We start from the raw sequence: 20,060 nt of genomic DNA, 5'->3' as shown, positions 1-20,060 counted from the left end.
CCGTGTAGTTTACTTATGGTGACGATATGAAATTTCTAAAATGGCTCGCAATCGCCACTCTGTGCATCGTGATAGGAGTGTTTATTATGAATAATCAATTAGCCGCTGAAGGCGTGAGTGATAACAGCCACTCTGCGCAATTATCTGACGGCAAGTTCCACAATAGCGCTGAGGTAGAAAGACCCAGCTTTAAGAAAACGCTAGGTATCTTCAAACGCTTTATTACAGAAAAGAAAATTGATGCAGAGCCAAAAGGTGAACTGCCTATGCATTCTGTTTCTCATGCACAGCTTGAGCGTTTATCTAATGACACAGTGCATTTTGTGAAATTAGGCCACTCCTCTATTTTAGCGAAAGTGTATGGCGAATACTGGTTATTTGATCCGGTATTTTCAGAACGCGCTTCGCCTTTTTCATTCATGGGGCCAAAGCGCTTTCAGCCAACACCTATCAGCATTCAAGAGTTACCAAACATTGCCAAAGTGTTTATTTCGCACAACCATTATGACCACTTAGATAAAGCAGCAATTAAACAGCTTGTTGATAAAACAGCTTCTTTTTATGTGCCATTAGGAGTCGAAAACGACCTGAACAAATGGGGCGTTGATGAACAAAAAGTCCATACTTTTGATTGGTGGCAAGAGCAAAATATGGCAAATAGCCAAATTGTATTTACACCAACCCAGCACTTCTCTGGCCGAAGTTTAACAGATGGCAATAAAACCCTTTGGGGCTCTTGGGCTATTAAAGTAAATGACAAGCGTTTTTATTTTAGCGGTGACTCTGGCTATTTTGCTGGCTTTAAAGAGATTGGTAATCGCTATGGGCCGTTTGATATCACCTTTATTGAAACCGGCGCTTACGACAAAGATTGGGCTGACATTCACATGACACCAGAACAATCAGTACAAGCTCATCTCGACTTACAAGGTGATGTGATGGTGCCAGTGCATAATGGGACATTCGATCTCGCCTTTCATGCTTGGTATGACCCACTTAGACGTGTTGCTAAAAAAGCAGGACAAGAGCAAGTATCACTGAGTACTCCGCTAGTTGGAGAAGTATTTAAAATTCAAGATAACGCGATTGATAAAGCGTGGTGGTAATATTGACAGGATGAAAGGTGCATTATTATCCTTTCATCTTGAATAATTAGTTATTTGTAGACTCTTTCTGGACAGCCCCCCTTCGCGTCCCATATAGTGAAACTCTGTATAATCAACCAGAAAAACTATGACAACTCACCTTAAGTATGCAAGCTTGGCACTTGCAGTTGGTTTATTTGGCTGCTCTGAGCAACCAACAACAAGCACTGATGAACCAAGCGCTGAAAGCAATGAAACCGTAAACATTGCCAATGTACGCTCACATATTAAAACCCTCGCCTCGGATGAATTCTTAGGCCGCGGCCCTTTAACTGAAGGCGAAACGCTCACTATTAACTATTTAGCCGATGAATATAAAAAACTCGGCCTAAGCGGTAGTTTTAATGGCGAGTTTTTACAGCCAGTTACCATGGCAAAACTCACTCCAGATCAAAACATGACCTTACAAGTGGGTGATTTAAACTTTAATGCTGGCAGTGATTTTACCGCCCGTACCCAGCAAATTAACCCTGAGATCAACATTGATGGCTCTGATGTTGTGTTTGTTGGCTATGGTATTAATGCACCTGAATATAATTGGGATGACTTTGCAGATATTGATGTAAAAGACAAAACAATTATCGTGCTTGTTAATGATCCTGGTTTTGCCACGCAAGACGACGCGCTTTTCACCGGTAATGCTATGACCTACTACGGTCGTTGGACTTACAAATATGAAGAAGGTGCTCGCCAAGGTGCAAAAGCGGTATTTATCGTTCACGAAACGGCACCTGCAGCTTACCCTTGGGGCGTTGTTGAAAGCTCGAACACGGGTAGCAAATATACCTTAATCGACCAAAATAAAAATGCTTCTGACATCCCTGTAATGGGTTGGATTGATGAGAAAGCGGCAAATGAAATCTTTGCTCAAGCAGGCCTTGATTATCAAACTGAAAAAGCCAACGCACTAAAAGCTGACTTTAAACCTGTCGACTTAAAAGCGAAAGCAGCGCTGACACTGAAAAGTGATATCTCTCAAGCGCAATCGCATAATGTTGTTGCAACGCTTAAAGGTAGCGAAACTCCTGATGAGTACATTGTAATTGGTGCGCACTGGGACCACTTTGGTACCAAGCAAACTGATGACGGTGTGAAAATCTACAATGGTGCTGTTGATAACGCATCAGGTAGCGCAGCAACGGTTGAAATAGCCCGTATTCTTACTGAAATGCATAAGAAAAAACCATTTAAACGCTCTATTATCTTTGCCAACTTTACGGCCGAAGAAACAGGGCTTATTGGCTCAGAACAATTCGCTACTGGCGAGATTGTACCAACCAAGCAAATGGTCGCGCTGCTTAATATTGATGGTATGAACGTGCTAGACGGCGTTGACTACATATTACAATACGGTAAAGGCATGTCTGAAATGGAAGACTACCTTGCAGATGCAGCGAAAGCACAAGGTCGTCATGTAAAAATGGACCCGCGTCCTCAAAATGGTTTATTCTTCCGCTCTGATCACTTTTCTCTAGCTAAGCAAGGCGTGCCTAGCTTATTGTTTATGAGTTTAGGTGATACAGATCCAGATTATATCGCGCACAAATATCATAAAGAAGCTGACGACTATTCAGCAGATTGGTCTATGGGCGGTGTTAATCAAGATATTGAACTGATCGTTGATATTGCTGCCAAACTTGCTGATAACGGCGATTGGCCTAAGTGGAAAGCCGAGTCTGATTTCAAAACTCGTCGTTTACAAGACAAGCAATAACCTTCGCTTAGATACAAAAAACCGAGCTAGTTGAAGTTAGCTCGGTTTTTTTGGGATAGTATTACTCGCTAATTTTAGCTTTAAGTGATTGTGCTTCTTCTTGCACTTCATCAGGACCATTGGCGATAACATCTTCAATGGCTTGCAGCGCTGCATCAAAGTCGTCTATTTCGATATATGCCCGAGCTAAATCCAGTTTTGCTGAATAACCACCACTTTCGGCATCAACATCAGTTGGGTTATCACCTGCTAGTAAGTCATTAAAATCACTTAACCCTACATCCATATCAACCTCATCATAAGGTTCATGGTCGAGTGCTTCATCGTCACTTTGTTCAAGTAATGAATCAATATCTACAAACTCATCCGTTGTAGTAGTTTGCTCCTCGGCATCTAATGCCTGTACTTCAGGTTCAACTGGCTGTTCGCTTTCACCCTGTAAGTCTTCATTTAATAGCGCATTAAAATCAACGTCGAACTCACTGGCATCAGCAATATCAGCTTCATCTGGCTCTGCTAATTCATTTAACAGCGCATCAAAGTCTGTTTGAGTAAGGTCAGCCATAAAATCATCATCGATTTCATCGTCTGACAGCTCACTTAAATCAGCCTCGTCAGCTAAATTAGACTCGATATCAGCTAATGTTTGTTCAGCTTCTACGGCATCATCAAGTTCAATATCGTCCAATTCGAATTCAGGGAACTCTTCTAATTCGTCTTGGCTATCAGCCACCTCATCGTCAATTGGCGCTTCGCTCGTTAACTCTGCTGTGCCTTCACTCTGTGATTGATCCGATAAGTCGTCCTCAGGATCAAGAATATCATCTTCTGTAAATTCATTATCAAGCAAGATCTCATCATCAAAATCATCGTCTAGCTGATCAAGCTCATTACCCGTTGCTAATGAATTAGCAAGGTCTTGCTCTGCCTGACTTAACTGTAATGGTGCATCTTCATCTAACTCACCAGAAGTGTCTTCATCAGATTCATCCAATTCAAAACCGGCTTCATCTAGCTCAAGCTCAGGATACTCTTCCAACTCTTGGCTAGGAGTCACGGTATCTTGCTGTAATGGCTCTTCGTCGGCGGTTAAATCAAATTCATCAGTTAGGTCTTCATCTGCTAGCGGATCATCGCCTAAATCAATTTCAACTTCTTCTATGTCTTGATCTGGTTCATCTATTGACCAATCTGGTGCTTCGACATAATCATCTTCTTCACCAATTTCATTTAATAACTCATCGACACTTTTCAGTGACGGATCATCAAATTCGTCAAGGCTATCATCTTCATCTAATAGCTCATCGCTATCTTCATTAAACTCTTGATTAAGCGCCTCATCGATATCAACTTCGTCACTATCATCTGCATCATCAACCAACTCTGATGCAATCGACTCAACATTCATGTCATCAACCGCTTGATCAGCATCAGCTAAATCTTCTAGCGACTCTTGTAGATTCTCATCATGCTCTGCACTGTCACTCTGTTCATGGCTTAAATCTGAGATCTGCGCTTTAGTGTCTTGCTTCAGCTCATTTGCTTGCTGAATAAGCTCTTCAAGTTCATCATCAACGCCAGAGTCCTGCTCATCACTATCATCTTCATCAAGTAATGAGTCGATATCTGCTACATCGAGTTCATCTTCTTGCTCAGCATTGTCATCAAAATCTGAGCTACTTTCATCTGTCAACTCAGGTTCTTCTGACTCGGCATCGACCTCATCAAGTAGTGAGTCGATATCATCAGTATCAAACTCATCGCTTAAATCATCCGTAATAGGCTCTTCGCTAAGCTCTTCAACTGGTTCTTGTTCTGGCTCTTCCTGCGCTTCATCCAATAATGAGTCGATGTCATCGACATCTAAATCATCATCAAGCTCATCTTCGTCAATTAAGTCGTCTACACTAGGTTCTTCAATTGACTCTTCAACCAGCTCTTCAGGTTCAGGCTCTTCTTGAGCTTCATCCAATAGTGAGTCGATGTCATCGACATCTAAATCATCATCAAGCTCATCTTCATCAATTAAATCGTCTGTGCTTGGTTCTTCTACAAACTCTTCAGGCTGCTCTTCAACAAGCTCTGCTTCTGGCTCTGTCTGAGCTTCATCTAATAATGAGTCAATGTCATCAACATCCTGCGAATCATCAAGCTCGTCTTCATCAATTAAATCGTCTGCGCTTGGTTCTTCAACAAGATCTTCAGGCTGCTCCTCAACAAGATCGGCTTCAAGTTCTTGTGCTTCTTCAGACTCTGGCTCTGCTTTTGCCTCATCTACTAATGAATCAATATCATCAACATCAAGGGCATCATCAAGCTCATCTTCATCAATTAAATCGTCTGCACTAGGTTCTTCTATGAGCTCTTCAGGCTGCTCCTCAATAAGCTCCGCTTCAGGCTCTTGCTCTGTTTGAGCTTCATCTAATAGTGAATCAATGTCATCAACATCTAAGTCATCCTCAAGCTCGCCTTCGTCGATTAAGTCGTCTGCGCTTTGTTCTTCAACAAGTTCTTCAGGCTGCTCCTCAGCAAGCTCAACTTCAGGTTCTTGCTCTGCTTGTGCCTCATCTAGTAATGAATCAATGTCATCAACATCGAGAGCATCATCAAGCTCATCTTCATCGATTAAATCGTCTGCGCTTGGTTCTTCGGCTGGCGCTTCTTCTTGAACTTCATCTAATAATGAGTCAATGTCATCAACATCTAGCGCACTATCAAGATCATCGTTTTCTAATGCATCGTTAGCTTCAGCGGCTGGCGCTTCTTCTTGAACTTCATCTAATAATGAATCAATGTCATCAACATCTAGCGCACTATCAAGATCATCGTTTTCTAATGCATCGTTAGCTTCAGCGGCTGACTCTTCTGTTTGCGCTTCATCAATTAAACTGTCGATATCGAAATCATCTTCATCGATGAGCTCATCCGCACTTGGCTCTTCGGCTGGCGCTTCTTCTTGAACTTCATCTAATAGCGAGTCAATGTCATCAACATCCAGCGCATCATCAAGATCATCATTTTCTAATGCATCATTAGCTTCAGCGGCTGGCTCTTCTGTTTGTGTTTCATCAATTAAGCTGTCGATATCAAAATCATCTTCATCGATGAGTTCAGCTTCAACGTTAGTTGATGAGGCATCATTATTTTCATCGAGTAAGTCATCAATATCGTCGAGGTTTACGTCTTGATTAGAATCTGTATTGTTTTGCTCATCAATTAAGCTATCAATGTCAAAATCATCTTCTGCGTCATCTTCTGCGAGCTCTTCACTAAGCGCTGCCATTTCATCATTAGCGTTATCTAACGAGTCATCTTCATCTGTATCAAATAGGTCGTCAATGTCATCAGCACTTAAAATATCACCCGATGAATCTGCTTGAGGCTGCTCACTATCTAGGTCAATTTCATCACCTAAACTGTCGTCATCGGTTTGATCGAAATCTTGCTGTAAAAATGCATCTAAATCATCATCGTCAGCACTACTTGAAGACTCATCATTAAACTCGATGTCATCACTTAATAAACCTTCTAGCTCATCTTGATTTAAAACACTGTCATCTTCATCAAAACTATCATCGATGCTGTCGTCAAAAATGATGTCATCATCTGGCAGCATGTCTTGGTCTAAGTCGTCATCTAAACGCACACTCAAGTCATCATTGTCTTCAACCGGATCAGGAACAAGCGGATCAGTTTCTACAATCGGCTCTAAATCATCATCAGGGTTATAACTTGGGCTTTGTGGTAAAAATTCATCGTCATCGCTGGCATCAGTATCATCACTGGCGCTGTTGCGTTTTTTCAAAAACATCACAACGGCTGCAATGATCAGTAAAGCAGGAATAAACATTAATGCACCGAGAACAAATGGGTTGCTCAGTAAATCTGAAAAACTAAACCCACTGTCCTCTTCAATCTTTTTTGCTTTTTGCTGCTCTATGATTTCATTTTGTTTAGTGATCAGCTCTTTCAGCTGCTTTTGAATTTCACTGTCTTGACCAAGTTGATCACGAACGGTTTCAAGCTCTTTAGAAATACCGGTAAGTTGTTTTTTGAGCTTATTGTTCTCAGCTAAGATTTCTTCAACATTATCAACCGACGATTTAAACTGCTTTTGAAGCTCAACAAGCTGCGTACCCTGCTCAGTTTTAATAGTGTTGATTTCTTGCTTAAGTTCTTGTTTTGCTTCGTCAACATCAACTTTACGGGCTTGAGTTACTTTCTTTTGAGATTCATTAATTTCAGCTGTAGTCAGCGTGCCGTTTTTCTTTTTTTCCCACAGCTCATCATCTTGTTCAGAACGCGCTTTTGCTAACGTCGGGTTGACCGCACGCATTTCTGCAATTGTTGGAATTTTTAGGTATGCGCCATCACGCATATGGTTAAGATTTTGGTCTAAAAATGACGATGGGTTTTTGTCATACAGAGCTTGCATGACCTGATAAATACTTACAGAGTTGTCAGGGCGAATTTTAGCGGCAATGCGCCATAATGTATCGGTCGGTTTAATTGGACCAATAGAGCGCCCCTGCGCACCGTAATCGACACCTTTAGGGCCTTTGAGTGTGGTGCCTTCATCAGAGTATGTCGGTGTTACCACCAATGCAGACGCTAATATGAAGAGTGTTGCTAAACCGCGCATGCTGATCCTTTATGTTTTAAATGTTAACGCAGCAACCTTGGTTGCTTAAACATCAAGTAATTCTTGCAGAATTGATTCTTAATTATGTTTTCTTGCAAGCTCTATTCCAGCTGCAAACTATAACTTAGTTGCCTTGCAATATCTATTGCAACACCTTGATAGTAAATAGCTTAAATATTAGCGGCTGAGAGGCTTTTTTATTGTTATCGTTAAGTTTATACGCTTTTACAGCGTATGCGGCAATAATTTGGCAATGAATTCACAAAAAAAGCGGCAAATTGCCGCTTTTCTCACATTTAGCTCAGTCTAAATCATCAGATTTATAAATAATTTGCGATTAGCTCTTCAGCAATCTGCACACTATTTGTTGCTGCGCCTTTGCGCGTATTATCGCTTACAACCCACATGTTTAAACCATGAGGATGCGAAATATCAGCACGTAAACGACCCACGTATACAGTATCGTTACCACTTGCGTCTGACACTGCTGTTGGGTAGTCGGCTAAATCTTCAATAAATTCAACGCCTGGTGCATCGTTTAATAGCTGCTTAACATGTTCGATATCTACTGGCATACGTGTTTCAATATTAATCGCTTCACTGTGACCAAAGAACACGGGAACACGAACACAGGTAGGGTTAACCACGACACTGTTATCACCTAAGATTTTTTGTGTTTCGTTGACCATTTTCATTTCTTCGCGGGTATAACCGTTCTCTTCAAAGCTGTCGATTTGTGGGATCACGTTAAAAGCAATTTGTTTAGGGAAAACGGCATTATCCATCGGACGCGCATTCATTAAGTTTGCTGTTTGCTTGGCTAGTTCATCAACGGCCTCTTTACCCGCCCCCGATACAGCTTGATAAGTTGATACATTAATGCGGTCAATGCCATAAGCATCATAAATTGGCTTTAGTGCCACCAGCATTTGAATCGTTGAGCAGTTAGGGTTTGCAATGATGTTGCGGTTTCTAAAATCCGCTAAGCTTGATGCATTCACTTCAGGAATAATTAATGGCACATCGTAGTCATTACGAAAGTGTGAGGTATTGTCAATTACCACACAGCCTGCTTCTGCCGCAATCGGTGCGTATTTTTCAGAGACACTGCCGCCTGCTGAAAATAAGCCAATGTGAGCTTGGCTAAAATCAAACTCTTCAACATCGATTACTTCAATGCTGTCACCGCGAAATTGAATTTCTTCGCCAGCACTACGGCTGCTTGCGAGTAAAAATAATTGGTCTACCGGAAACTTACGATCTTCTAAAGTTTCGATAATCTGACGACCCACTAAACCTGTGGCACCTAATACGGCTACATTAAATTTTTGCGACATGTGTTTTCCTCTTTTGAATAAAGCAAATGGCTTTATTCGTTAATTCTAAATCCCAGTGCAGCTAATGCGCCTTCACATGCACTGTTGGCAGCCACCGACAAAGTACTAAACTCTCGTCTTGGCGGGTAATTCTTACGTAAACTATCAAAGCCTTCGCTTGCTAATTTACTGCGTAAAATGCCATCGTCACGACGCACATCATAAATTAAGTGCACCAAGCGACCAATATCGTCTTGGTTAAAGGTTTCACCTAGCGTGACAGAATGGCTAATTGGCTCTGGCAAAAAATCGTCCAGAGACTTAAGCGCTGCGATGCCTTCAAGCTCACACACTTGCTGATACAGCATTTGTGTACCGCGGGCTTTGCCTTCAAGTGTATGCCCAGCAATATGCACGCTGGCATAACGTACATAATCAAGCAGAGATGTCAGTATATTGGGTTCGTTTTCCCAAACATCAAGCACACAATCTAATTTTGCGCCTTGCTCAAACAATGCTAGTAATGCTTCGTTATCAATCACATCACCTCGGCTTGCATTGATAATCGTCATACCCGGCTTAAGTGCTTTTAAGCGCGTTTCGTCTAGCATGTGCAGGGTTTTATGCGGACCTTGTTTAACCAATGGCACGTGAAAAGTCACAATATCAGCTTGAGCTAGTAATGTATCTAACTCAATATGCTCTGCAAGTTCACCGGCTTCATGCTTTGGAGGGTCACATAACAATACATTCATACCAAGCAGGCTAAGCTTATCACGTAAACAGCTACCTATACTGCCAACACCCACTATGCCGATGGTTTTACCTTGTAATGAACTGGCATTTTCTTGGCTCAAGGCATACAAGCAGCTAATAACATACTCAGCAACCGCCACAGCATTACAACCTGGTGCGCTGCTAAATGCGATATTTCGCTCAGCAAGTAACTCGGTATCAATGTGATCAACACCTATGGTTGCTGTGCCCACAAATTTTAATTTATCTGCTTGAGTGAGTAAGGCTTTATCTACATTGGTAACAGAGCGGGTTAACAAGATATCGACCCCGACTAGCTGCTCGGGTTGAAGATTACGGCCATCAAATCGCTCAACATCACCAAAATCGGCAAAGTACTGCTCAACCAATGGCATATTTTGATCTGCAAGAATTTTCATTTGTGTGTCCGAGAGGCAGAAAGTGGCGCTATTGTAGCGAATTTATCAGTATTCGGATAGGTAACAACTAAGACTTTATAACAAATGAAAAAGCCGAGCTATTGCTCGGCTTTAAGCAAATACTGGAGAGGTTTAACCTTTATATTTGCTCATTACTAATGTGGCGTTAGTGCCACCGAAACCGAAGCTGTTAGACATAACTGTATTTAGTTCAACGTCTTTACGCTCAGTTACAATATTTAGACCTTCAGCTTGCTCATCTAGTTCATCAATGTTGATAGATGGAGCAACAAAGTTATTCTCAAGCATTAATAGCGAGAAGATTGCTTCATGAACGCCTGCTGCACCTAGAGCGTGACCTGTCATCGCTTTGGTTGCACTGATCATTGGCGAGTTACCACCAAATACTTCTTGAATAGCGCCAAGCTCTTTCACATCACCAACAGGTGTTGAAGTACCGTGAGTATTTAAGTAATCAATACCGCCTTCAAGATCTTGCATTGCTTGCTTCATACAACGTACAGCGCCTTCACCTGATGGAGCTACCATGTCGTAGCCGTCAGACGTTGCACCGTAACCAGTGATTTCTGCATAAATGTGCGCGCCACGAGCAAGTGCATGCTCAAGCTCTTCAACAACAACGATACCGCCACCACCAGAGATAACGAAACCGTCACGGTTTGCATCGTATGTACGTGATGCTTTCTCTGGTGTTTCATTGTACTTAGTAGACAATGCACCCATTGCATCGAATTCCATTGCTAGCGTCCAGTGAAGCTCTTCACCACCACCTGCAAAGATTACGTCTTGCTTGCCTAGTTGAATTTGCTCAACCGCGTGACCGATACAGTGTGCAGATGTCGCACATGCAGAACTCAGTGAGTAGTTAACACCTTTAATTTTAAATGGTGTTGCAAGACACGCCGAAGTCGTACTCGCCATAGTACGTGGTACCATGTAAGGACCAACACGTTTTACGCCTTTTTCACGTAAAATGTCAGCCGCTTCAACTTGCCATTTAGATGAACCACCACCTGAACCCACTAATAAACCAGTGCGCTCGTTTGAAACTTGATCTTCACTAAGGCCAGCATCTGCAATCGCTTGCGACATTGAGATATAAGCGTATGCAGCAGCATCGCCCATAAAGCGCATTGCTTTACGATCAACAAACTCTTTAACATCAATATCGATTTTGCCAGATACGTTACTACGTAGGTTGTAGTCAGCAAACTCTTGGTTGAACGCGATACCACTACGGCCTTGTTTTAATGATTCTAATACTTCTTCTTTGTTGTTACCGATGCTTGAAACAACACCGATGCCCGTAATAACGGCTCTTCTCATGGGTAATTACCTTAGCTCTATACTAAATTGTGTTCTATTTTACGCTGAAATTACTTTCGAAGTGGTCAGCTTTCTAGCGTACACATGTACTCTGAATGTCTAGCTTATAAATAACGCCAGACTATTTCAAAGAAAACACGTAAAATAATGAAAAAAGTTTGTAGTTAATTAGTTAAACCATGATCAAAAACGCACATATTCATTTTAATCACCTTGGTACCCCTGTCGCCGATCAGTTTGACGATGTTTATTTCTCTAATGACGATGGCTTAGCCGAATCACATTATGTGTTTTATCAACAAAACCATATCCCGCAACGATTACAAAATCATGACCGTAACCACTTTGCGATTGCTGAAACCGGCTTTGGTACAGGGCTTAACTTTTTAAATACCTGGCAGCACTTTGCTGCTCACCTTGATAGGCAGCATGCAGAGCAAGAAGTTCAAAATCAACCCGACCATAGTGGTAAAAAAAGTGTTACCCGCCTGCACTTTATCTCTTTTGAAAAATTTCCTATTAAGCGTGATGACCTTGCTCAAGCACTCAAAGCCTGGCCTAGTTTAAGCAAGTATAGTGAGCAACTAATTGCTCAATACCCAATTAATTTGGCCGGCTGTCATCGCCTTGAATTTGCAGGCGGCAAACTAATACTCGACCTTTATTTTGGTGACGTGCAAGACAGCATTGATGCCATGAGCTATCCAAGTGAAGGAGTTATTGATGCGTGGTATTTAGACGGCTTTGCACCAAGTAAAAACCCAGATATGTGGCAACAGAGTTTGTTCAACAAGATGCGTGCTATCTCAAGAGCAAATGCCACACTCGCCACTTTCACTGCCGCAGGCTTTGTCAGAAGAGGACTCATCGAAGCAGGCTTTAGCATGAGTAAAGCAAAAGGGTATGGTAAAAAGCGCGAAATGCTGATTGGCGAGCTCACTGAGCCTAATGAGCAACAGTCAGGGCCTGCGTATTTTGCTCATCAGCAAAGTAAACTGAGTAATGTGGCTGTTATTGGCGGTGGTATTGCCAGTAGCAGTGTACTGTATTCACTAGCAAAAAGAGGCCTAAAAGCCACGCTTTTTTGCCAAGACGAAGCGCTTGCCATGGGCGCTTCTCACAATGTACAAGGGGCTGTGTATCCGCATTTACAAGCGAAAAATTCACCACACAGTGAAATGTTCGCCCATAGCTTTTTATATGCGATGCGTCTTTACCAACAATTACTTGATGATGGTTTTAACTACCCTCACCAGTGGTGTGGTGTATTACAACATGCGGTTAAACAAGGCCTAGCTGATAAACATCAAAACCTTGCAGATAAAGAACTTTGGCCAGCAGAATTAATGCGTAATGTAAGCGCCGAAGAAGGTGATGAAATTGCCGGTGTAGAAACGGGTTACTCAGGTGTATTCTTTGCAAAAGGTGGCTGGGTAAATCCACCAGCACTGGTTACAGCATTATTTAATGCGGCAAATTCGTTAACTGCGACTACCAATAATAAAATGGACAGTCACTTTAATTGCCATATTGAAAAGCTCGAAAAAACCGCTGACGGCTGGTTACTACACAGCAAAGAGCAAACATTCGGACCATTTAGCGATGTGATTAATTGTGCAGGTGAACACAGTGACCAGTTTAGCCAAACTCAAGCTTTACCTGTTGTTGGTGTGCGCGGCCAAGTCTCGCATGTGCAAGCAAGCGAGCAGTCAAAACGCCTTAAGACCGTGCTTTGCCACAAAGGCTATTTTACTCCTGAATATCAGGGCCATCATTGCATGGGCGCAACCTTTGAAAAAAATTCAAAAAGCCGTGAAGTTAAAGAGCAAGACAACCACACTAATCGAGAACAACTATTAAACTTTTACCCCAACTGCGAGTTTGCTAATAGCTTAGGTGAAATATCGGGAGCGAAAGCAGCTGTAAGGTGCACCTTCATTGACCATTTACCTATGGCAGGCGAATGGGCTGAACAAAGTGATTATGTAAGTGCGTTTGCTAATTTAAGAGTAGGTAAACGTTATCAGTACCAAACGTTAACGAAACCTCACCAAGGCTTGCATGTACTCACTGGCTTTGGCGCAAGAGGCCTGTGCAGTGCCCCCTTGTGTGCTGAGCATTTAATTGCTTGTTTAAACAATGAACCAAGACCATTTAGCGAACGCGTGAGTCAGGCAATTCACCCTGCTCGCTTTATTGTTCGCGACCTAATTCGTAATAAAATTTAAAGGGGCTAAAAAGCCCCTTTTGATTGTTAATTACTTAATCGCTCAACTAGCTCTACGCGTCGGTTTAGCTGACGACCCAAATCATTTTTATTATTAGCAGCTGGCGCATAAGGGCCTACACCATAACCAATTAAACGCGATTCTTTAATGCCATATTGACTCACTAGCGCTTTAACAACCGCTTTTGCTCGCTTAGATGACAACCCTAAATTATATTCTGGGCTCCCTTTATCATCAGTATGACCAACAACGTACAAGTTTAAGCTGTTATTTTTATTTAAAACATCCGCAATCACTTTTAATGACTCCGCTGACTCTGGCTTAATGTCTGATTTATCATGGTCAAAGTAAATGCCATAAATGGCTGCTTTACCTTTTTGCTCGAGCTGCTTTAACACCTGGTCCGGATTGGTTTTAACTAAATCTCCTTGTAAAGGCTCTGTTCTAATTATAACAAGCTGCACTCGCGTAGTGCCTTGGTAATTACCCACAAAAAATGCGACAAAGGTTGTTTGACTTTCTATGGTGCTTTTCATTAACTGATAACGCGGCTGACGATAATAGTTATAAACTTGTTTTACCGACAAGTGATCACCAAGTGCTTGTATTGCCTTACGGTCGTCACCACATGCTTGACGTTCGCAACTAAATACCGTTTCAAAGCCTTCTTTTGTTAAGGCAGACAAATAGTTATGAAAAACCTTAAGGGTTGATACTTTTCTAATCTCATAAGTAATACGAGTGATATCGCCTGTCACATCTTCAGCAGGTAGCGCTTTGTTTTTACGGTTGAATATTCCGGTTGGTAGTGAAAATTCTTCGTAATCAATTTGCTCATAGGCTTCAATAAAACTACCTGGATAACGGCTAAGTAATGGGTGATCGCTTGAGCCTCTAATATCGTCTTTAGGTGCTTTGGAAACTGGATTTGATTGCTGTTTTGCAAAAGCAGCTGTATTGGCTTTTATTAGACCTGTTTCAAGCTCTTTAATCGCAATTGAGCTACTCATAACACGCGTTTTACTGTTGTACTGGCCAACAAATAACGACACGGCAAACTCAGGCTTTTCACCTTTAGTGGCAAGAAGATAATATGGCTTACGATGATAATTATAGAGCTGAAAGTAACCGACTTCCTCTGCAAAATCACTACTGTCACCGCAAGCATCTAGCTGGCAAGAGTAAACAATATTAAAACCATCGGTGAGTAAAGCGTGTTTATAGTTTTCAAATACTTTGAGAGTGGCAATATTGCTTATTTCGTACAAAGTGTGGTTTACATCGCCTATAAAGTCTGTGTAACTAAATCGCTCTGCTGACTTTTTACTGCCATCAAACTGGCTCATTAATTGTGTCTGCTCGCCACTAAGCTTAACCGACTTTTCAACCTCACTATTTGGATAAGGTGATAGCCATTGATTGGCAGATACCGCATTGCAAAATGCTAATGTTAACACCACCAAAAGATTGGAATATATTTTCACTTTAAGTCCTTTTAATTAAATTTGTACCTAATTCAATACTATGCCAAATAATACTTTTTTATTCAAAGCTTGCTTGTACCCCTTTAAAAATAATTCCTCACCCCAAGGTCTTTACTTACACAGCAATTAGAAGGAGTTTGATATGAAGACCTTAATCATTGGCGCAACGGGCCAAATAGGTAAAATGACCACCGAAAAAATGCTAGCAAGTGGCCATGACGTAGTGGCTCTAGTTCGAGATAAAAGAAAGCTAAGTGCGCTTGAAAGTAGTCATTTAACGATTGTAGAACAAGACCTCGAAAACGATTTTAGTCGTGCCTTCGAAGGGGTTGAACAAGTGATTTTTAGCGCGGGTTCTGGCGGCGCTACGGGTGCTGATAAAACCTTACTGATAGATTTATGGGCAGCTGTTAAAGCGATTAATTATGCGGTAGATGCCAAGGTTAAGCACTTTATTATGGTGAGCTCAATCGGTGCTGATGCCCCAGACAACATTGAAAGCAGTATCAAACCGTATTTAGTTGCAAAGCACATGGCTGACCAACATTTAATCAATAGCGAATTAAATTACAGCATTGTCCGACCTGGCACGCTATTAAATGATGCAGCAACGGGGCTATTAACCACCACGCGCCCTGCAACCCGCCAAGATGCGGTGATCAATCGTGAAGATGTAGCAGATACTCTGCTATACCTTACTGAACATACACCGAAAAAACCGCAAGTGTTTGAATTGTTTAATGGTGATAAGTCAATCGACAGCCTTCTGAGCGATTGAATACATATGAATACGTATGCATAAGAAATAAGATTGAGAAACCGCGTAAAGCACTTTAGTTTATTGTTTACATAATAATAACAAAGGTGCTTTATGCGTCATCTTGCTTTTCTTTTTTGCTTTACTTTTACGTCGGCTTGTTTTGCCGCACCGGTAAAAGTACAAAGCTACAGTGGCGATACCTCCCTTCCCCACAAATTACTGATCAGCGCCATTGAACGTGCTGGCTTAGAGTATGTTCACCCTTACGAAACCAATAAAGATATCTCTAATGCACGCATCTTAAACGATGTAAAAAACAACCAGCTTGATGTGATGTGGAGCATGACATCAACTCAGTTAGAGCAAGATTATCAAGCCGTTTATATCCCTTTGTTTCGTGGCTTACTTGGCATGCGAGTCGCGATTGTGAAAGCACAAAATCGCGAACTGTTTAGCTCGGTAACTAGCTTACAAGATTTAAAACGTTACACCGCTGGGCAAGGTAAAACCTGGCCAGATACGAAAATATTAAAAGCAAATCAACTGCCCGTTGTTACCACATTAAAATACCCGAACTTATTTCCAATGCTTGAAGGTGAGCGCTTTGATTACTTCCCACGTGGGGTGAATGAACCTTGGGATGAAATTGCCAATCACTCAGAGCTTAACCTCACTGTTGAGCCGCATTTGGTCATTAAGTACACCGCACCACTTTACTTTTTCGTCAACAAAAACAACCACACGCTACATAAAAAGCTAAATGATGCCCTAAACGAGATGATTGCTGATGGCACATTTAACGCCATGTTTTTGGCAGATAGCCAAGTACAAACGGTTTTATCAAAAGCCAACTTAAGCTCGCGTCGCGTAATTGAGCTAGATAACCCAACGTTATCGTCGAACACACCTAATAAAAATAGCCCTTTGTGGTTTAACCCATTTCAATGAGCGCACAATGAAATCATTAAAATATAAAATGACCTTGGCACTGTCTTTGTGCCTTTTACTGAGCGTGATCTTCGTGGTCAGCGCAAACTATCTGCTCGCAAAGTCGAGTCAAACACAACAATGGCAAGACGACATCACAGCTCTTAATGAGCAAATGCAGGTTATTTTAGCCGAGCCTGTATTCTCTTATGATGAGCCGTTAATCAATCAGATTATTAAAGCCTTTTCGCAAAACAAACATGTACATAGCATTTCAGTGACAGATCATCGCAATAAGCCACTGGCCGCTATTACAAAACAAAGCAATAGCGCATCGGTTAGCAAAACTATTGATTTGCACTATTTAGATAATTTAATTGGTCACATAAAAATTGGTTACTCACAAAAAGCACTGCATAGCACCATTGCTGAGTCGACACGCACCATGTTTATTACCTTGCTGGTCTCTTTTATCGCCTTGGGTGCGGTGATTATTTATATCGTGCGACTGTTAGTGATAAAACCAATCGATAGCGTAAATAACCTTGTTGATGAAATTGTCAAAGGTGAAGGCGACCTTACAAAACGTATTAGCTATCAATCTAATGATGAAATTGGCTATTTGGTTGATGGTTTCAATCGATTTATAGCGCAAGTGCAAGAAATAATTACAGAGCTAGGCAGCACAGCCAGTGAGCTTGAAATGATAGCCAGCACAGTAAACGAAGCCTCAGTGCGCTCTAAAAACGAAGCCGAGCTTGAATATAACCGTACAGATTCAGCAACCAATGCGCTTAGTCAGTTAAGTGAAGCAACCAAAGAGATTGCTCAAGGAGCTAATCAAACTGCGCAGCAAACCACCGACGTTCATCGCTTATGCCAACAAGGCGAACAAAATATGAATGCCAATGGCAACATGGTTGACGAATTAGCTGTACAACTCGACCATACATCAAACGTAGTTAAACAATTAAATGCCAGCAGTAACGAAATCAGCCAAGTGCTCGATGTTATAAAAAGTATTGCCGAGCAAACCAATTTACTGGCTCTAAATGCTGCTATTGAAGCGGCTCGTGCTGGTGAATCTGGTCGTGGCTTTGCTGTGGTAGCCGATGAAGTAAGAGCGCTTGCTAGTAAAACCTATGATTCAACGTCTGAGATTGAGTCGATTATTGTATCTTTACACAATAATACCTCTGATTGTGTAACCGCAACGGAGCAAAGTAAGTCACTAAGCGATAAAGTGAGCCAAGCGAATCAAAAAAGCCAAGCGGTGTTTAAAGATATTGCTAAACAAATCAATACCATTAATCAAATGAACGAGAGCGTGGCGGCAAGTTCTGAAGAGCAAACCAGTGTTACTGCTGATATCTTAAATACCATGCAGCTTATTAACCAAGGCGCTAAGAGCCTATCGCAAGAAGCTCAGCACCTCGATGACACCATAGGCCAACTCAATGAATTAGAACGCGGCATCGTTGCCAAACTGGGTTTGTTTAAATACTAAATGCCATGATCCCCTGCCACGCAAGTTGCAGGGAAAGCACCGTTAACACTAGACGAAAAATCTTTTTAAATTTATCTGACGAAATGCGATGCAATAACTTAAGGCCAAGCCAAGTGCCTAAGGCGCCGCTCAATATCATGAGCATAACCAATGGCAACCACTGCCAAAATGCAAAGCCCACAGCCCCATATAAAATCGCTTTTAAGGTATGTTGCACTGTCATGCAGCTTGAAAAAGTGGCGGTAAATTTAAGCTTATTATAATTATTTACATATAAGCAGCTGCCAACCAAAGGCCCGCTTGCCCCTACAAACATCGAGATAAACGTGGTCCAAAGCCCAGCGAGAACGCGCCATAACTTTGAGGTTTCTCTAAGCTTTGGCGTCACACCCCAAAGTAAATAAAGTACAAAGGCAGCGACCACTATTTTCATTAATTCAAGGGGAATTGATGTGACAATCGTTGAGGCAACCAGCGCTCCTATGACTCCCCCTAAAGAGAAGTACACAAACATAGCGCCATCAATATGTTTAAACGTAAATAAAAAGCGGTTTGCATTAGAGCCTAACTGCACTAACCCATGGACAGGGATAACCACACTCATAGGAAGCATGGATGCCATGATCACTAGCAGCATTAAGCCGCCGCCCGCACCAAAAGCTGCTGAAATCATTGAAGTAAAGCCCGCAACCACAATGAGCATGATTGTGCTGATCGGACTTAATAAATCTCCACCCAAAAACTGCCAACTGATCAAATCCATTGTTACGCTTTAAATAGTGTGTTTGAGCTAACGCTATCATGACTCACCACTATTAGCGACTATTTGAAAAACCCTTTCGACTAAAAGACCATATCAACCAAAAGAGAAGTGAGCCTAAATTCACAACTGGTCAGACTTGTGGTTTATTTTGTTAAACCTATGGGTTATAACTATGCCCACAACACAATAAATTTGAAGGCACAGCATGACACTGATGAATGTAAGTACACAAGGATCTGTTGCTATCTTAACTATGACAACAGCTGAAAATCGCCATAACCCTGCTTTTGCAGAGGCTTTTTTAAATTGCCTTGACGAAATCGAACGTAACCCTGAACACAAAGCACTGGTGATCACTTCAAGCAGCGAAAAATCATGGAGCTTGGGCATAGATACCGATTGGCTTATGCCCGCATTAAAAGCACAAAAATTTGCAGAAGTAAGTGGCTTTATGCACTCGATGGATGCGGTATTTAAACGCCTATTACTCTTCCCAATGCCAGTCATTGCAGCAATTAATGGCCACGCTTTTGGTAATGGCGCAATTTTATCGTGCGCTTGCGATTTTAGGTTTATGCAAAGCGACCGTGGTTTCTTCTGCTTCCCAGAAGTTGATTTATCAATCCCATTTTTACCGGGCATGCTCGCTTTCATTAAAAAAGCCATTCCAGACTATCGTTTTAACGAGATGATGCTAACAGGCCGTCGCGTTACAGCAGGCGAACTTGCCACAGATCATGTAATTGAACAATCTTGCCCAAACAGCGAAGCTTTATTTAATACCGCCCTCGAATTTGCCAGCCAGTTCGATAAAAAACGCGCGATTTTCGCAGAGCACAAAAAGCGCCTACACAAACACATCATCGACACCATTGATATAGAAAACAAACCGATTATTGATGCCGTTCAGTTGGTTGTTTGAACTAGAGAAATTAGAAATCCACCTCCCCTTCAAAGTTTGGAGGGGTTTAACCAATGCCCTCACCTCTTATCAACCTTATAATGAAACAAAAATAAAAGTCCATTTTTCAGCGAATTAGATACCTAAAAAA

At 41.7% G+C, this 20,060-nt stretch carries 13 protein-coding genes; 7 read left to right on the top strand and 6 right to left on the bottom strand.

The features are described 5' to 3' along the window. The first annotated feature begins 86 nt into the window (after window positions 1-86). Window positions 87-1,106 (top strand): MBL fold metallo-hydrolase, encoded by a 1,020-nt coding sequence (locus KQP93_RS06465; RefSeq protein WP_254907722.1) that lies wholly within the window; start codon window positions 87-89, stop codon window positions 1,104-1,106. A 127-nt stretch (window positions 1,107-1,233) separates the two neighbouring features. After that, a complete protein-coding gene (locus KQP93_RS06460; protein WP_217876399.1) occupies window positions 1,234-2,859 on the top strand; it encodes a M28 family metallopeptidase in 1,626 nt (541 codons plus the stop codon). Window positions 2,860-2,920: 61 nt separating this feature from the next. Here the strand turns inward: KQP93_RS06460 and KQP93_RS06455 are convergent, their stop codons facing one another. The 4 genes from KQP93_RS06455 to fabB all read right to left on the bottom strand — a co-directional run bounded on the left by KQP93_RS06455 (window position 2,921) and on the right by fabB (window position 11,339). After that, complete coding sequence (locus KQP93_RS06455; protein WP_217876398.1) at window positions 2,921-7,501, bottom strand: FimV/HubP family polar landmark protein; 4,581 nt, start codon at window positions 7,499-7,501, stop codon at window positions 2,921-2,923. Between the two features lie 320 nt (window positions 7,502-7,821). Continuing rightward, on the bottom strand, window positions 7,822-8,838 hold the full coding sequence (locus KQP93_RS06450) for an aspartate-semialdehyde dehydrogenase (protein WP_217876397.1): 1,017 nt from the start codon (window positions 8,836-8,838) through the stop codon (window positions 7,822-7,824). 32 nt (window positions 8,839-8,870) lie between these two features. Next, window positions 8,871-9,992: a 4-phosphoerythronate dehydrogenase gene (locus tag KQP93_RS06445; RefSeq protein WP_217876396.1), complete on the bottom strand. Its 1,122-nt coding sequence runs from the start codon at window positions 9,990-9,992 to the stop codon at window positions 8,871-8,873. Window positions 9,993-10,124: 132 nt separating this feature from the next. Next, on the bottom strand, window positions 10,125-11,339 hold the full coding sequence (gene fabB / locus KQP93_RS06440) for a beta-ketoacyl-ACP synthase I (protein WP_217876395.1): 1,215 nt from the start codon (window positions 11,337-11,339) through the stop codon (window positions 10,125-10,127). 179 nt (window positions 11,340-11,518) lie between these two features. On the opposite strand from fabB, the gene mnmC reads away from it, so the two are divergent. Continuing rightward, window positions 11,519-13,567, top strand: a complete 2,049-nt coding sequence (gene mnmC / locus KQP93_RS06435; protein WP_217876394.1) for a bifunctional tRNA (5-methylaminomethyl-2-thiouridine)(34)-methyltransferase MnmD/FAD-dependent 5-carboxymethylaminomethyl-2-thiouridine(34) oxidoreductase MnmC — start codon at window positions 11,519-11,521, stop codon at window positions 13,565-13,567. 26 nt (window positions 13,568-13,593) lie between these two features. Here the strand turns inward: mnmC and KQP93_RS06430 are convergent, their stop codons facing one another. Beyond that, window positions 13,594-15,051 (bottom strand): OmpA family protein, encoded by a 1,458-nt coding sequence (locus KQP93_RS06430; protein WP_217876393.1) that lies wholly within the window; start codon window positions 15,049-15,051, stop codon window positions 13,594-13,596. Window positions 15,052-15,193: 142 nt separating this feature from the next. Between KQP93_RS06430 and KQP93_RS06425 the strand changes: the two genes are divergently transcribed. The 3 genes from KQP93_RS06425 (at window position 15,194) to KQP93_RS06415 (ending at window position 18,245) form a co-directional block, all read left to right on the top strand. Then, window positions 15,194-15,829 (top strand): SDR family oxidoreductase, encoded by a 636-nt coding sequence (locus tag KQP93_RS06425; RefSeq protein ID WP_217876392.1) that lies wholly within the window; start codon window positions 15,194-15,196, stop codon window positions 15,827-15,829. Window positions 15,830-15,922: 93 nt separating this feature from the next. Next, complete coding sequence (locus KQP93_RS06420; protein WP_217876391.1) at window positions 15,923-16,759, top strand: substrate-binding periplasmic protein; 837 nt, start codon at window positions 15,923-15,925, stop codon at window positions 16,757-16,759. 7 nt (window positions 16,760-16,766) lie between these two features. Then, window positions 16,767-18,245: a methyl-accepting chemotaxis protein gene (locus KQP93_RS06415; protein ID WP_217876390.1), complete on the top strand. Its 1,479-nt coding sequence runs from the start codon at window positions 16,767-16,769 to the stop codon at window positions 18,243-18,245. Here the strand turns inward: KQP93_RS06415 and KQP93_RS06410 are convergent. Continuing rightward, window positions 18,235-19,008, bottom strand: coding sequence for a sulfite exporter TauE/SafE family protein (locus KQP93_RS06410; protein WP_055020932.1), 774 nt, complete (start codon window positions 19,006-19,008; stop codon window positions 18,235-18,237). The genes KQP93_RS06415 and KQP93_RS06410 overlap by 11 nt on opposite strands. Window positions 19,009-19,213: 205 nt before the next feature. On the opposite strand from KQP93_RS06410, the gene KQP93_RS06405 reads away from it, so the two are divergent. Beyond that, a complete protein-coding gene (locus tag KQP93_RS06405; protein ID WP_217876389.1) occupies window positions 19,214-19,930 on the top strand; it encodes an enoyl-CoA hydratase/isomerase family protein in 717 nt (238 codons plus the stop codon). The last annotated feature ends 130 nt before the right edge of the window (window positions 19,931-20,060 follow it).

Origin of the sequence: Pseudoalteromonas shioyasakiensis (genome assembly GCF_019134595.1) — a bacterium.
In the GTDB taxonomy this organism is placed as follows: domain Bacteria; phylum Pseudomonadota; class Gammaproteobacteria; order Enterobacterales; family Alteromonadaceae; genus Pseudoalteromonas; species Pseudoalteromonas shioyasakiensis_A.
Note: the sequence above shows the minus strand (reverse complement) of the source record. Positions and strands in the feature narration are given on the sequence as shown.